The 14,618-nt window shown below is 56.3% G+C and carries 13 protein-coding genes and 1 tRNA gene; 3 read left to right on the forward strand and 11 right to left on the reverse strand.

Annotated elements, in window-relative coordinates; genetic code table 11:
• Positions 1 to 171 precede the first annotated feature (171 nt).
• Positions 172 to 1,068, forward strand: coding sequence for a hypothetical protein (locus NTX17_10510; protein ID MCX5801800.1), 897 nt, complete (start codon positions 172 to 174; stop codon positions 1,066 to 1,068).
• A 197-nt stretch (positions 1,069 to 1,265) separates the two neighbouring features.
• A complete protein-coding gene (locus NTX17_10515) occupies positions 1,266 to 1,823 on the forward strand; it encodes a hypothetical protein (protein MCX5801801.1) in 558 nt (185 codons plus the stop codon).
• A 52-nt stretch (positions 1,824 to 1,875) separates the two neighbouring features.
• Here the strand turns inward: NTX17_10515 and NTX17_10520 are convergent, their stop codons facing one another.
• The 4 genes from NTX17_10520 to NTX17_10535 form a co-directional block, all read right to left on the reverse strand.
• Complete coding sequence (locus NTX17_10520) at positions 1,876 to 2,733, reverse strand: AraC family transcriptional regulator (GenBank protein MCX5801802.1); 858 nt, start codon at positions 2,731 to 2,733, stop codon at positions 1,876 to 1,878.
• Between the two features lie 396 nt (positions 2,734 to 3,129).
• Positions 3,130 to 4,467, reverse strand: coding sequence for a sigma-54 dependent transcriptional regulator (locus tag NTX17_10525; protein ID MCX5801803.1), 1,338 nt, complete (start codon positions 4,465 to 4,467; stop codon positions 3,130 to 3,132).
• Entirely contained in the window at positions 4,454 to 6,982 is a 2,529-nt protein-coding gene (locus tag NTX17_10530; protein MCX5801804.1) for a PAS domain S-box protein, read from the reverse strand. The genes NTX17_10525 and NTX17_10530 overlap by 14 nt, the downstream gene beginning before the upstream one ends.
• Before the next feature lie 61 nt (positions 6,983 to 7,043).
• Complete coding sequence (locus NTX17_10535; GenBank protein ID MCX5801805.1) at positions 7,044 to 7,547, reverse strand: L-2-amino-thiazoline-4-carboxylic acid hydrolase; 504 nt, start codon at positions 7,545 to 7,547, stop codon at positions 7,044 to 7,046.
• A gap of 321 nt (positions 7,548 to 7,868) precedes the next feature.
• Here NTX17_10535 and NTX17_10540 point away from each other — a divergent pair.
• A tRNA-Asn gene (locus tag NTX17_10540) sits at positions 7,869 to 7,943 on the forward strand.
• On the opposite strand, the gene NTX17_10545 is transcribed toward NTX17_10540, so the two are convergent.
• The 7 genes from NTX17_10545 to NTX17_10575 all read right to left on the reverse strand — a co-directional run.
• On the reverse strand, positions 7,929 to 8,180 hold the full coding sequence (locus NTX17_10545) for a hypothetical protein (GenBank protein MCX5801806.1): 252 nt from the start codon (positions 8,178 to 8,180) through the stop codon (positions 7,929 to 7,931). The two genes, NTX17_10540 and NTX17_10545, sit on opposite strands and share 15 nt — an antisense overlap.
• Before the next feature lie 132 nt (positions 8,181 to 8,312).
• A protein-coding gene (locus tag NTX17_10550; protein ID MCX5801807.1) for an IS3 family transposase occupies positions 8,313 to 9,448 on the reverse strand; the annotation gives its coding sequence in 2 pieces (ribosomal slippage) (positions 8,313 to 9,196 and positions 9,196 to 9,448; 1,137 coding nt in all).
• A 179-nt stretch (positions 9,449 to 9,627) separates the two neighbouring features.
• Positions 9,628 to 10,110, reverse strand: coding sequence for a hypothetical protein (locus NTX17_10555; GenBank protein MCX5801808.1), 483 nt, complete (start codon positions 10,108 to 10,110; stop codon positions 9,628 to 9,630).
• Positions 10,111 to 10,584: 474 nt separating this feature from the next.
• Entirely contained in the window at positions 10,585 to 11,769 is a 1,185-nt protein-coding gene (locus NTX17_10560) for a hypothetical protein (GenBank protein ID MCX5801809.1), read from the reverse strand.
• The gene (locus NTX17_10565; GenBank protein MCX5801810.1) at positions 11,769 to 12,338 is read right to left on the reverse strand and encodes a hypothetical protein; all 570 of its coding nucleotides are present in this window, start codon (positions 12,336 to 12,338) and stop codon (positions 11,769 to 11,771) included. Before NTX17_10565 ends, NTX17_10560 begins: the two co-directional genes overlap by 1 nt.
• Before the next feature lie 567 nt (positions 12,339 to 12,905).
• Positions 12,906 to 13,823: a hypothetical protein gene (locus NTX17_10570; GenBank protein MCX5801811.1), complete on the reverse strand. Its 918-nt coding sequence runs from the start codon at positions 13,821 to 13,823 to the stop codon at positions 12,906 to 12,908.
• Positions 13,824 to 14,401: 578 nt separating this feature from the next.
• Positions 14,402 to 14,618 (reverse strand): hypothetical protein (locus NTX17_10575; GenBank protein ID MCX5801812.1); only part of this gene is annotated, 217 nt, incomplete at its 5' end.

Below are 14,618 nucleotides of genomic sequence, written 5' to 3' on the forward strand. Positions count from 1 at the left end.
GTCATCGGAGGGTGGCGGTCGAGACGCATCGAGACTCCCTTCGGGACCGGCGGCCGGTCCGGGGATCGGCGACGGCGCCGCTTGAAAGACCCAAGTCAAGAAGTGTAAGATGACAGGCACGACGCTATACATTTCGGCAACGCGGTGTTCTTATCGCAAAGGTGGGTACACATGAGGAAGACAATACTGCTCGCTTGTCTCTTCTTGATTCTCTCGAGCGCCTCGAGAACCAATGCCGGCTCGGCAGCCGGCACTCCCTCTAAGGCCGAACCACCCGCCCCGGCCCCAATGGCGACGCCGTCTCAACACCCCGGTGCGGCGCTGGAGATACTCAAGGCCGCGATAGGAGAGATGCAACTACAGGATTCCCTGCTGGCAGGCTACCGTTATCTCAAGACGGCCGTCGTTGAATTCCTGGACGATGATCTTGTGACGAAGAAATCCGAGGAGAGGCTCCTCGAAGTGACCTCGATTCCCCACGGACCGGACGCCGAAGTCCTGATCGCAGTGAACGGCAAGCGTATTTCCGAAAAGGAACGGCAGAAGAGCGAGGCAGAACAGAAACGCCGGGCTCAAGACGGTGGAGCGCAACTGAACCTCAGCTCGGAGGACCTTGTCGCGCAATTCGATTGGTCGTTCGCCGGAACGGAGCGAGTCAACGGTCGACCTGCCACGATCCTGAGCTTCCGGCCAAAACCTGGAGCAATCTACAAGGGCGGCGACCCGAGAGCCGAGAAATTCATAAGAAAGGTCACCGGACGCGTGTGGGTGGACGACGCAGAACGTGCGATGTCTCGGATCGAGTTTAGTTCTACGGAGCCCGTCAAGTCCTTCGGAGGTCTTTTTTGGACGCTGGATTCACTGTTCGTCAGAGAAGAACGACAACGGCTGCCTGAGGGCGTGTGGATAGACTCGACCGGAGAGTATTTCGTAGATGCCACCGCGTTGGTTGTCAAGAGAATCGTGAGACGCTCAACGTCGCACACTCACAACTATAAAAGAGGTCCGGACGGTGAACCCGCCTCAGGTTCCGGCACAAAATCGACCTCGCGCTCCGGCCAGGGATAATAACACGGCAGAGGACCCCTCTCTTCTTCGGGCGTCACCCCTACAAATTGCGCAAAAACGCGCAAAAAATGTTTGACACCACAACTTATTGTGTGCGATAATCTTTCATTGCAGTCTCAGAATACATCGTCTCAGAGTTCCCCGATCCTGAGGGAGCTCACGGGCTCACTCTCAGGACGGGGTTCTGAGTCGAGATTGTGGCAAGTTCCAAACAGGTTCTCTTCGAGGAGGGTGACTTCGAGATGAGGAAGGCACAAGCGAAGTTAGAGACGGTCCAGTTGATGGACGTCTGGCCGCCGGTTGAACTCTCTGCTGAACAGCTCCCTGCGGAGCAAACTCTCCAGTGGGCCTCGCAGAGAATCGTTGAATTGAAGGCGTGCAACCTGCGTTTCGTCAGGGCCATGGACGACGCCGACGTGAATCTCGATAAGCTGTCCAAAGAGTTCCTGAGGAACCTCGAGTTCTTTGGGAACGCCGATGGCTACCTGACCGTTGCACTCGAGATGTTGAGACAGGGCAATTGCAGCGCCCAGCAGGTGTCGGCACTTTTCAAGGCCATCAGTTTGTTGGCTGACTCGTTGGGAGAGGCACGAAGAGAAATGCTCTCTACGATGGCGGAGACTCTCAAGACAGTCGTCCTGGAATCCGAATCGCGGGTATCTCTGGAACCCAAGGATGTAGAGGAGGAGCTGGCTGAAATGAGACAGATCCGCTTTCGACCAAGGAAGGCACGGTCCACCGTTTCCGCCCACTAGGCATCGTCTGTCAGTAGCCAACGTCCGTCATTCGGTGACGAACATTGTGCCGTCACTGTCTGCCGGACGAGCCCCTGCTCGATTCGCCTGCCAGCCTTGCCCGTCTTCTCGCGAGCATAGCGTCCTTGTAAACGCTGGGCGCGATCCCCGTGTGTTTCAGAAAGGCTTTGAAGAAGCTCGAACTGCACCTGAAGCCCACCTGAGAAAACACCTGCTTAACTAACACGCCCTCCAAGAGGAGTTCCTTGGCCCTCTCGATCCGGAAGATGTTCACGAATTCCGACAGTCTGTGGCCGGCATATCGCGTGAATTGTCGGGACAGATGCTCGCGTGACACACCAACGTGATTGCTGATGTCCTCGACCTTTCTTATGGTCCGATAATTGGCCTCAATGAATTCGAGGGCCCTGGAGACTATTGTATCCTTCGGGTGTCGGAGCAAAGGCGTGACCCGGCGATTCGTGAGCTCGACCACGATCGTCTCCGCCATCCTGCAGATATCGGAAGGATTCTTGAAGTAGTGGATGAGCTCCGGACCGGCGTTCGCCCGGATTGGGCCGATATCCTGGACCGAGCCGTAGAAGAAAAGCGGTAGCTCGGGCCTGTGCTTTCTGACCAGCGCCGTGAAGGACGGCGCGTCGAATTCGGAGAGTCCCGGGTCAATTACAATCCCGCCAATCCCATCGTCGCTGCGCAGCCGTCGAACGCACTCGTTAGCGTCTGCAACCTTCTCCACATAGAAATACTTGCCGACCAACCTGCCAAGGGCTCTAATTGCCGGTGAGCTCAGTCCCGCGACGAGAATCACCTTAACGCCCCGCCCTCGAGCCGGCCCTATCGTCCTGCCAACATCTTCCCTCGCACCACTCTTGCTCGCTCCGTTGAGTCGCATCGCCATCGCCTTGGCCATCCTGGTATCCCCGCTTTCTCGTTGTGCCTCTTCTCCACCGAGGCGCCCCGCACGGCTCCACTTTCGCGTTACGTGTCTGCCCAGATTTCGCATCCCAATCTTGCCGTAGGCCTGCGCCAAATCCGTTGTCGACTCGCAGGTTGAAAACACAGTTTGACGCAGGCCAATAATGACGCCTATGCCACTTTCGTGCCAAAAACGACGACACGTCACAAAGTCACTGCAATTTGGCTGGCAATCAAAAGTTACAGGGTGGGATAAGGACTCTTGCCGGGGCCCTTGGTGAGAGCGGGATTCTCATTTGTTAGAACTTCACGTCATACGGTTTCTTAACTGTCAGTGTCACTTGGTGATACCACGTTCTCAGAATCGCGACAGAATTGCGACGACTGGGACTCATTGGGACCGATCTATCCCGAACTTCTTGAGCTTCCTGTACAGAGTACTTACTGCAAGCCCCAGCGTCTCGGCGGCCTTGTGCTTATCTCCGGCAGCACTGGAGAGAGCGCTGAGGATGGCTTCCCTTTCGGCCTCTTCAAGACTCTTGACTCTTTCCTCTCGTCCCCCCCTCATCCCTTTCGCTCCCGCCAGAAGCTGCTCCACCCTCTCTTTCGTAATCACGGGCGCAACGACCACGGTCAGAACCATGCGCACGAAACTCTCCAGTTCCCTCACGTTGCCTGGCCAGTCGAGGGACGCGAGGACCTGCATTGCCTCGCCTTCAAACTTTTGCGGTGGCATGTTGGGGCGCGAGTATTTCCCAACAAAATGATCGAGCAAGAGCGGGATATCTTCTCTCCTGGCCCTGAGTGGCGGCACATGGATTGGAACCACGTGCAGACGATAGAAGAGGTCCTCTCTGAAACGACCGGCGCGCACGGCTTCAGCCAGGTCTGCATTGCTCGCAGCAAGGACTCGCGCCTCGAGCTGATGGGCCTCCGTACTCCCGATGGGTCTTATTTCCTTCTCTTGAAGCGCGCGCAGGAGCTTCGCCTGTACGTGCAGCGGAATGTTTGTGATCTCGTCCAGAAACACGATGCCTTTTCCTGCTGCCTCAAGAAGCCCTATCTTGTCGCTGTGTGCGTCGGTAAACGAGCCTTTTTTGTGACCGAAGAGCTCGCTCTCGGCTATGCGTTCGCCTATCACGCTACAATCAATCGGAACGAACGGCTCGCTCGCCCGCGGACTAAGCTTATGAATCGCCCTGGCAACAAGCTCCTTGCCCGTGCCGGTCTCCCCGATTATCAATGCCGTGGCGTCGCTCGAGCTTACCAGCTCTATCATTCTCCTGAGTTCCAGCATGGGGGGCGACTTGCCGACCAGGCCCATGAATTCATATTCCTTGCCAACGAGATCGACGACTCCGGAGTGCCCGATGAACGCTCGGCGAACCGATTTCTCGAGATCCTTTATGGAGAAAGGCTTCAGCAGATAATCCGAAGCGCCAAATCTCATGGCCTCAACAACGGATTGAACGGAGCTGAAACCTGTGATCATTATTACCCTGGCGTCGGGCCTCAGCTTCTTTAGCTCACTGAGGGTCTCGAGCCCGTTCAGTTCCGGCATTTTTATGTCGAGCACGGCAAGACCGATACCGTGCTCTCTGGCGATGTTGATTGCCTGAGTGCCGGAAGAAGCGGAAAACGTGGCGAAGCCGAGCCTCTTGAGCACCCGCGTGCAGGTGTCCCTGATCGTGGGTTCGTCATCTGCGACCAGAACCTTAAGCTGTTCCATCTCTGCCACTCCGGCGTTCATCCGCGGCTGGACCCTCGGGAGGATTGGCCTCCGCCGGGAGCCAGACAGTAAAGGTCGTGCCAACTCCTTGTGTGCTGGAAACCCCTATCTCTCCCCCGTGCTCTCGCACGATAGTCTTGCACACCGCAAGTCCCAGCCCGAGACCGTGCGCACTTGTTCCGTCAACGTTGCGTTTTGTGGTGAAGACGGGTTCGAATATGTGTTCTATGTGTTCGCCGGCGATTCCGACGCCCGTATCGCTGACCTTGACGAACACCCGTCCTCCTTGAAATCCCGTTTCGACCCGGAGGATTTTCGGTGCTCTACCACGCATGGCGTCCCTGGCGTTGATGAAGAGATTCAGCAACACTTGCCCTATTTGAGCGCTGTCCATCACCAACTCAGGAATTCCCCGGCCGTTTTGTAAGTCTATCTTTATTCCCTCGTTTTCGTACTCTCTGGACAGAAGATCGAGAGTATCACCAATGACCTCCGAAAGACTGGAGGGTTCCTTGTTAGGTGGAATTCGACGCGCAAATTTGTCCAGCTGCTTCGTTATGCCGCTCGCCCTGCGAAGGGTCTTGAGTATGACTTGAAGATCCTTGCGCACCTGGCTGGGAAGCGCCTCGTCCTCCAAGATCAATTCTACGTGGTTCTGGATGCCTCCGTGCAGGTTGTTGAACTCGTGCGCGATACCGACGGCGAGAAACGAGGCCACATCCATTCTCTGGGCGTGAATGACCTGCCGCTGAAGCTCTTTCCAGGCGGTGACGTCCTCTATTATCCCGATGAGTCCGACTTGCTCTCCAGTGTGATCCGTGATGGAAGAAGGATGAATTCTCACGGGGAAAACTTCACCATTCTTCCGCCGAAACACGGTCTCAATAACGTCCGTCCGTCCTGCGAGTGCGCGGCCGACCTGACTGAGATGCTCCAAGACATACCCGTTGGGCGAGTAGGGCCGTGGCGTTCCAGCCCCCATCAGTTCTTCCCTGGAATAACCGGTCATCTCGCACAAGGCGTCGTTGGCGTCCAAGTAGTCGCCTTGAGCATTGAAGTAGACTATCCCCAATCCCGCCTGTCTCACCAAACTCCTGAACATCTCCTCGGACGCTTTGAGTTTCGCTTCGGCCATCTTGCGCTCGCTCACGTCACGACTGACGAAGAGAACGTGGTCCTCGTCCAGCATGACTGCACTCACTTCCAGCGGCACACTAACTCCGTCCTTTGAGACGAAGGTATACTCGGTCCTGACAGACCACGGGTGCGAGCCTCCCTCGAAAATACTCAAGAAGCGATCTCTGTCGAAATGTTCGACCAAATCCGCGCATTTCACGTCGAGAAGTTCTTCGCGTGAATATCCGGTGAGCTTGCAGCACGCAGGATTGACGTCCACAAGCCGCCCCTCTCTGTCGACTACCGACATGATATCCACGGCGCTGTTGAAAAGACCCTTGTACTTCCGTTCAGACTTGCTCAGCTGTTCTGCGAGTCTCCTCTGTTCGGCCTCGGACTTCTCGAGAAGCTTCTCGCGTCTCGTCAGTTCTGTCACGTTTGTAGACGTTCCCAAGAAGCCGTACGGCCGGTTTTCCCTGTCGTGGAGTGGAATGATATTGTGTACGAAGTACTCTTCGTTCCCGGTTTTTCTGTCAATGCTTCGCGTTTCTATCCCGGTGACTGCTTTGCGAGTTCTCAGGGCCTCTGCCATTCCGGAGACGATCGGCGCACTGGCGGCCGAAGAGTTCGACTCCCCAAGGAGCGCGGGCGCATTCAGCATCAATTCGTCTCGCGAAAAACCGAGTGTGCCGCGGCTAACGTATGCCAGCTCCCTATTGAGACCCAGTAACCAGACAACATTCTGATCTTGCTCGACGATACTCCTGAAATCGGAAAGCGAGGGATCACCGGGCTGGATCGCCACCAGCTCTTCACCCTCCAAGGCATAGACGACCTGGGTGTCCACCAGCGGCCTACCGGGTGCCTTCAGTATGCGCAGAGTAGTAGTGCCTCCCCTCGCGTTGGATTGAACGAGGATCCGAGGTATGTCGCGCAATATTGTGAGTCTATCGTCGGCGAACTGACCTTCCAGGTAGCCGAAGTAGGAAGTAGAGTCAAGCCAGAAAAGCTGCGAGAATGCCTTGCCCAGGAGCCTGATCAGCGTGAGCTCTGCATGGCTTTGATGCTCTTTCAAAGGTGGTATGCCGACGACGAAACAATCACTCCCGTGCGCTGAAGCAAATTCAAGAAAGGCATCAAGCTGTTTCTCGGTGTTTCCCGCAAGATCAAAGCAGAAGCTGGAATCACGCTCCACCAGCTCGGCGTACTGGCCGTCCTCCGGACGCCAGGTTATGCAAGCCACCGCGCGCCCGCTCTGTCTGGAGGCGCAGGCAAAACGCTCCGCAAGCTTCCAATAACGTGATGCCTCGTCCACGCACCAGAAGATACAGTCTCCCCGGCGCAGGCCACCGGTCAGCCTGTCGAGACCGGAAATACCCGTCGTGAGGTTGGAGCTCATGGCTACCCTCCGCAGCCCAAGCGACACTCAGCGATCGCCGACTACCCGACTAGCGCGGCGGCTACTTCATCTCAAACACCATCTCGCAGCAATCCTCGCCGCGCCCCATGCATTTCTTTATCGTGCAGGTGAGCCGAGGGTCGACTATCTTCACGGCCTCCATCTCGAACTCGTCGTACGCTCTACAGAGCTCGGGAGTAGATTCTTTCGGCGGATCATCGTACAGAGGGCACTTTAGCCAGCGAAACACGGCTTTCTTTTCCGTGGCGCCCGGCTCCATCTCGACCAGCATTCCGAGTGTTTGTTCGGCAAGAAGAAGATACTCGGCCATACCCTTTGCGTTGCGCGGAAAACGGCCCGAGTCGAAGGCCTTGGGAACCTGCATCCTTGCCACGCGGCGCTGGCCTTCCTTGACTGCCTCGATTCCCTTCTCACCGAGGAGATCGACGACTGCGCGACCCATCTGTCCCCAGATGATTCCGTAGCTTCGGCAGGCCGCCGTCCAAGTCTTCTCGGCTGGCTTGTCTTTGAGAGACTGCGGTAGTTCCTTCAAGACTGTGCCCATGAAATGACCTCCTTCCAGAAAAGCGGCAAGAGCGACCGATTATCACCAGGGTGCCCGGTTGAGCACTCTCCAGCATACCACGTGGTGAGGCTCCGCGCCACTGCCGAGCCTCCAATCCAAATCGGCGGGCACAGGGGGAAAGTCGGCGTCTGAGCGGGGCGAGCGGCGCTGAAAGTGCTCTGAGCGGGGATTCGTTGACTTGAGGCGTGCCGAACGGTATAATAACGTGCGTGCAAAAGGTGCCCCAGAATGGTGTGGTGCACGGGTGAGGGCAGTTATCTGGGGACAGACACAACAAAAACGGTCAACAACGTAGTTGGTTCCTCAGTAGCTCAATGGTAGAGCATCCGGCTGTTAACCGGAGGGTTGTAGGTTCAAATCCTACCTGAGGAGCCACTCTTGTATCCCAATGCGTGCTCCCTCACTGACCGGCCCTGGCGCGGCAACACGCCCGTACAGGGCCAATTTCATTGAGTCCGACGCCAATTCCACCCGGTTCACCACCAGTTTCACGAGGTCTTTCTGCTGATACGGTGGTATCTGCCCAAAGACGTCGCCGAACTCGCCGAGAGCCCGCATCACGTCCCGATGACTCACCGACTCGCGCTCTATCTCCCTGATAGCCTGTTCCACTTCTTGAATCCCGGTCTCAACCCCCTCTCGTCTATCGCCTAACTCTTCTAGTGTCTCTCGTACGAAAACCTCGCCTGACCTTACCCCGTTGTTCTATCCAATCCCAGAGCTAGTCCTGGACGTCTTTGACCCCTACCCAGAAACTGATCCAGCCAAAATTGGAGTTTTCTGGCCCTGCGAGCTCATAGCGAACTGCTCGGCGAACTGCCGTGGCGTCAAATCACCGAGCGAGCTATGAGGCCGAAACACATTGTACTCCTCGCGCCACTTCTCTATTTTCTCCCTGGCATCCTCCATCGACAAGAACCAATTCACGTTCAGGCATTCATCCCGAAACGTTCCATTGAATGACTCGATCATCGCGTTGTCACCGGGCTTGCCGGGCCTCGAGAAATCCAGCGTGACCGCATGTTCGTAGGCCCACTTGTCCAAAACCTTAGAAATGAACTCGCTCCCGTTGTCGCATTGTATGCGATCAGGAACACCCCGCTCCTTCACGAGCCGCCGCACGACGGCGACGACTTCCGCTCCCGTGATGCCCTGACCGGCCTCGATCGCCAGGCACTCACGACTATAATTATCCACTACCGTTAACACCCGAAACCGCCGACCATTGAAAAGACTGTCCACGACAAAATCCATGCTCCAACACGCGTTTGGATACTCCACCACCGGCCGATCCATCCGACGGCTGCCCGTCACATGTCGACGAGGACGTCTGCGGCGCAAGTTCAGACTCTCCTCGCAGTAGATCCGATACACCCGCTTGTGATTGACGCACCAGCCCTCGCGTCGAAGCAGGATATGAATCCGAAGGTATCCGTACCGAACCCGCGTCTCCGCTATCTCACGAATCCGCATCCGCAAAGCCACATCGTCTCTCCTGTGCGATCTGTACCGATGTGACGCCCGCCATATCTCCACCACCTCGCATGCCCGCCGTTCGCTCACCCGATACGCCTCCTGCAGATGCTCCACGCGCTCTCGCTTCTGGGCTGGCCTTAGAGCTTTTTTGACAGCACGTCCTGCAGCATCTGCTTATCCAGACTCAGGTCCGCCACCATACGCTTCAGCCGACGGTTCTCCTCCTCCAACTGCCTCAGACGTCTGAGCTCCGAAATCCCCAACCCCCCGTACTTCCTCTTCCACCGAAAGAACGTCTGCTCACTGATCCCCACCTTCCGGCAGACCTCCACCACCCGCGTGCCCGTCTCAGCCTGGCGCAAAACAAACGCAATCTGCTCCTCCGTGAACTTCGACTTCCTCATGGACAAAACCCCCTTCCAGAGACAGAGATTTTGCCAGAAAACTCACATTATGAGTGGATCATTTTTGCGGGGGGAGGTCCAGGATAGCCCTCTACACAGGAGATGTGATACCACACCAAGAAGCGAACTATCGATCTAAGAAGGAACTCAAAGCCAGCCCATCTGCGCCGGTCAAGGGCTCATTTTGCCTCGTGACGCCGGGAGGCCTCATACGTGCTGGGCGGTATCCTCCTCGGAGGGGGAGGAAAGGCCACCTGTACCCGGTGCAGGTGGAGGTTCTCCTCCGCCCAGGGTGAGAACTCTACATCAGGGTCGGCACCTACACGGGTGAAGATTCTGACGATCTCTGTGGCGGACACAAAGTAGAGTCTTGAACCGCGTTCTCGATCGGACGAGAAGTATACTCCGTGGAACCCACCGTCATAGCCGACAGCTACGCCAAAGACGTAGCTGTGCACAATCTGACTACAGACGAACGCAAGACCCCGCTGGTGGCGCTGCGGTTTGGTGAGATTATAGTAGAACTCGAGAATCGGAGCGTATTCCTCGCGCATGCGCGAGAGCCCGCGTCCGAAAAGCAGGAGACGGACCTGGAGACTTCGTGCCCTGAGGGACATCTTGCCCGCTTCGAAGATCTTGCGCACAGAATAGAACCCCAACATGATGTCTTGTTCGGTTCGCGTGAACGAGACATGTGTCCACCGAAGCTGGGACTGGCGCGCCTCTAGCCGGCGCGCGCGCCGTAGAAGGTCGCGACGCCAAATGTCCGGATCCTTAATCATGCTGGTCCCGTGCTATTCCAAGGCCTCCGACTACGCCTCGTGCCCTTTCCAGATAAGCACCCTTAGAGTGTGTTCCTCTCCGCCCAACACTCTCTGCTTAATCAGCCACAGCCAGCGTAGCCGTGAATCATCTGCCTGTCAATCCCTGAATGCGCACAAAACACGAAAGAGCAAGGCCGCCCATTAGGACGGTCCTCGCTCAGCTCGCTACTTCTTCCCCGCCATCACAGCTCTCAGCTTATTTCCAAGCGTCCCACCCTTGTTGCCGACGCGCTCACGTGGCCCGACGTGTTTATCGGCTTAGGGATAGGCTGAACGACACGCATGAGGGGCAAGAAATCGTCGCTCTGCGCGCTATTCCTTGTCGCCCTCCATGCGTTTGTTGGTCCTTCCGTCGTTCCGTTGTGGCTCGTTCAGGCGATCAGGTCGATAACTATGCATCTCGACCACGATCTTGGCCTCGCCTCTCCCCTTCGCATCTTGCTCCTTGGCGATCTTGTCCAATCTATCAGCGATCTTTCGCGCCGCTTGCGACATGGTCTTGTCCTCCCGGGAGGTGGTGAAGACATGTGGTCCCTTCCTGACGATCCCCACGAGGCGTCTTCCCTTCTCCAAGTTCAATGTCAAACGAGGCTTCTTGAGATGGCCCTCCGAAAAAGCGAGTTTGTCCGCATGAAACAGGAAGATGACGAGGTCTCTCTCCTCGGCCGACTGTGCAAGACGTTTGGCGAGCCAGAGGACGGAGCAGTTGTGGCACCGTGTGACCATCTCTAATGCTTGTAGGTACAGCCGAATTGCACTCTCGCCGTTGAAATACAGACGCTGCCGGAAGATGAAGCCGATGCTCGCAGTGTAGTAGTAAGTGATCTGGTGACGGGCATCGTCGCGATGCCATGTCGCAACATCCTCGATTCCGGTCGGCTCGTGGGACAATAGGTGCTCGGTTTCTTCGAAGTTGGGCATGGTCTCCCGGTTAAGAACTGGGTAGAGCCCCACACTGAACACCCCCCTTCTTCCCAGCATCACGTTCAAAGCATGCAACAGGTCGGGTGCGTAGATGGGTTGCTTGATTCCAAAGCAACCAAGCATGCCGTCGAAGTCAAGACACCAATGGTGCTTGAGCGCGGTATTTACATTGCGCAGTCCTCTCTCAAGGGTCTTCGTGCCAGCGAATCCGCAACCTAGCACGTACTCCTCATGGGCAGGGTTGGCCACCTTCCGCGCGACAATGTCTAGTGCGTCAGCAGGGAATGCGACATCGAGTTCGGCGTCGATAGCCTCCTTAAGGTCGGTAAGTGCAACGAGCGGCTTCTGGTGCACGAGGGCTTTCATGCAATCGTGCACGACAGTTCTGAATTCGGCAATCCCGCGGACCAGCGCCATACATTTCTCACGATTATCTATTTCGGACTCATCCTCAAGGATGACACGCTTGAGTTGGTCTACAAAGGGCAGTTGTCGGGCTGAATCGGGTGCAGTCCTCAGAAGCTCGAACGTCCCGTCCCGATTGACCTCAACTATGTAGTGCGATTTGTTCATTACTTGATGTCTTCCATCAACTCGAGTATCGACTTCTGCTGACGTGAATACCGTTTGTATAGAAGCACTCGCCCGTCGGTTGAGACCTCGTAATAGTGCTTTCTTCCTTGCGGGTCCCGATAGAGGAAAAGATAGCCCTTTTCGGGAGAGTGAAATCTTGCTTTGACGTCTTTAGGGGGGTGCCTCTGACTCTCCATATCCAGCGCACGAATTCGGTCCATTTGTCTGATGCCGAGCGATTTCGCGAGGTCATCTCGTGCAACAGCGTCGGCAAGTTGCAGAGACACCCAGAGATGCCCCTTCTTCGCGGCCCGAGCGCGACGGAGTAGACGAAGCCCAATTGAATGCATGACGGAACCAATTACACTGCTCGCGACCGATAGGCAGAAACCGGCGAAGTCACCCACATACGGTGCAATGTATCTTGACTGAACCTCCAGTTCGAGGTCTGCCGCAACAACAGCACGTAATCGCGACCGCAGTTGTTCCGACGTAGGTTCGTCAAGTCCGAAGACTAGCATGGCTGGCTGGTCGTGTTCGCGTGGTTTGTTGTTTAGTGCCTTACTCATTCCCACAGTCCTCCCTCCTCGATGGACCAACTACGGCTTATGCTGTTTCCGCACAACAGCACTCTTTGCTTAATCAGCCACAGCTAGCATATCTGTGAGTCACTTGCCTGTCAACCTTGAATGCGCACAAAACGTGAAAGAGCAAGGCCGCCTATCACAGACGGTCCTTACTCGGGTTGATGCTATTTCTTCCCTGCCATCACAGCTCTGAGCCTGTTGGAGAGCGTTCCGCCCTTGTTCCTCGCGCGCTCTCGCGGCCCACGTGCTTCTCGGTGTAGGCGTAGGCGGCCTTGTTGACGCTCGCTCTGAGCGCTGCCGGTGGGATCAGCTCCTCCTTGGCCGTGGCGGGCAGCTACAAACACTCCTTCAAGGTAGTCCGGCTAGGTTGAGTTCAGCTTACTGTGGTACGTGACGACCGGCGCATGACGTGCGAGGAACTCGGCCGCCACCCAGGCTGGGTGTCAACGTACCGTGATCTCGCGAGACGCACACATCGACGAGTTCCTCTAGAAGGTGAGCGCTCGGTGGGTCCATGCACTTGTTCGCAGCCGCGCCCCATGCGGATGCCTATGCCAGTTCCCGGTTCCGAAAGTAATGGTGCACGTAGAGTTGCTTCATAAGATGAGCGAGCTGAAGAGCGGATCGCACTAGGCGTAGGAGACTGAAGAGAAAGTCTCCGTAGGAGATGCTCTTGAAACCACTCGCTCCGTCGAGCTGGTACTCAATGTCGCCGGTTGTGGCATCATACCGTGAGGAATTGTGGCCGATGGCATTGCGTAGCTTCGGCTCAAGTGCCGGAAGAATCCATCTCTCAAGCCAAGGCAGTTCGGCTAGGTATGCCAGCTTCGGGGCATGGCTCTTCTTGTGGAACTCACCCATTGACTGTGGGGCAAACTTCTTGCCAAGTATCGGATGTGTCAAATAGTTGTCATGGTGCCCCCGCACGTCAAGATTCGCAAGGGCGCTGACCACGGTAAGGGCGCGAGCGACTGCCTCGTATGCGTCGACATACAGCGATTTCAGCTCGTGGAAGCTTCTGGGAGCTGTGACCGTAAGATCTGATGGGAAAACGGCGTCCGGATCTGCCGGGTTCCAGAACGGCAAAACAGATCGGAAATCATCCGCTCTTTCCAAGAACCGGAGAATAATCTCTACCAGGGTTTGGCGAGATTCGCTCAGATAGTGTTGGCTGAGAGCATCGTCAACGAAGCCAAGGAGAGCAGGGCGCGATTTGGCAGCCAGACCTGCCAGGAAGTTGCTCATCTTCGTAATCAGCTCCACGTGCCCCTCTGAAGTGAACAGCGTACCCACCATGAGTTCCAGGAGCTGAAACAGTGCACGTTGGCGGTCAATGGGCTCCGCGACTGGCCAATCCTTGAGGTACTTGCCTGTCCCTGCGGCAAAATGATCCCAGTTCTCACTGAAGAAATTCCGAGCGATCCGCTGCATTTCCTCGCCATCGTTGCTGACTAGGTTGAAGAACATTGTAATCCTTGCCATGCGCGGAACAAGGTCCGAGCCGAGACGCATAGACGCGGTGATGAAAGGAGACAAGCCTAGAGTCTCCGCATGCGCGATCTCTGTGGCGAAATCAGGGCAATATGTGTGAGTGAACCTCGCGCCCTTCTCCGAGGACGCAACTGTGGCTCCGCGAAGCTCGTGCAAGCCAAGTATCTGCACTCGCTCTTGATCAGTGACATGGACCCCCGAAATCGCTTGCCTGCACTCTGCGCACTGGAAGCTGAAAGGCTCGCGTTCGCGGTCGGTGACAGCAATGCGCAAGACACTTATTGTCTCGCACCCTGCACACTTCAAGGGATAACGGACTATCATTGGATCGGGTGCCTCAGCGGATCTGACAACTAACTACGGTTTCCCTCGTGTCCAGACTGCATCATCAGAACACAATCTTCTCCAGCTAGTACCATTGACTTGCAGGTCACGGATTGTCATGGGAAAGCATAGTTGTGAACCACCTGCCTGTCAACCAACGGTGCCTCCCCTGATTCGGGAGAAAAAGAAAGAGCAAGGCCGCCTATCACAGACGGTCCTCACTCAGCTTGCTATCTCTTCCCCGCCATCGCAGCTCTAAGCCTGTTGCCCAGCGTCCCTCCCTTGTTACCGACGCGCTCTCGCGGCCCGACGTGCTTGTCGGTGTAAGCGTAGGCCGCCTTGTTCACCGACGCCTTGAGCACTGCCAGCGTGATTAACTCCTCGCTTTCAGGCTTGCCCTTCACCATCACGCGGATGCCCTTGTCAGCTTTCTCAACGATGAAGCTT

Source organism: Candidatus Eisenbacteria bacterium, assembly GCA_026388185.1.
Classification (GTDB): Bacteria; Eisenbacteria; RBG-16-71-46; order JAFGJU01; family JAFGJU01; genus JAPLKG01.

What these genes read in the sequence shown, in the direction of transcription:
- NTX17_10510 (MCX5801800.1), top strand. Translation starts at nt 172, where the DNA reads ATGAGGAAGACAATACTGCTCGCTTGTCTCTTCTTGATTCTCTCGAGC.
- NTX17_10520 (MCX5801802.1), bottom strand. Translation starts at nt 2,733, where the DNA reads ATGGCCAAGGCGATGGCGATGCGACTCAACGGAGCGAGCAAGAGTGGT.
- NTX17_10525 (MCX5801803.1), bottom strand. Translation starts at nt 4,467, where the DNA reads ATGGAACAGCTTAAGGTTCTGGTCGCAGATGACGAACCCACGATCAGG.
- NTX17_10530 (MCX5801804.1), bottom strand. Translation starts at nt 6,982, where the DNA reads ATGAGCTCCAACCTCACGACGGGTATTTCCGGTCTCGACAGGCTGACC.
- NTX17_10535 (MCX5801805.1), bottom strand. Translation starts at nt 7,547, where the DNA reads ATGGGCACAGTCTTGAAGGAACTACCGCAGTCTCTCAAAGACAAGCCA.
- NTX17_10555 (MCX5801808.1), bottom strand. Translation starts at nt 10,110, where the DNA reads ATGTTGGGGTTCTATTCTGTGCGCAAGATCTTCGAAGCGGGCAAGATG.
- NTX17_10560 (MCX5801809.1), bottom strand. Translation starts at nt 11,769, where the DNA reads ATGAACAAATCGCACTACATAGTTGAGGTCAATCGGGACGGGACGTTC.
- NTX17_10565 (MCX5801810.1), bottom strand. Translation starts at nt 12,338, where the DNA reads ATGAGTAAGGCACTAAACAACAAACCACGCGAACACGACCAGCCAGCC.
- NTX17_10570 (MCX5801811.1), bottom strand. Translation starts at nt 13,823, where the DNA reads ATGTTCTTCAACCTAGTCAGCAACGATGGCGAGGAAATGCAGCGGATC.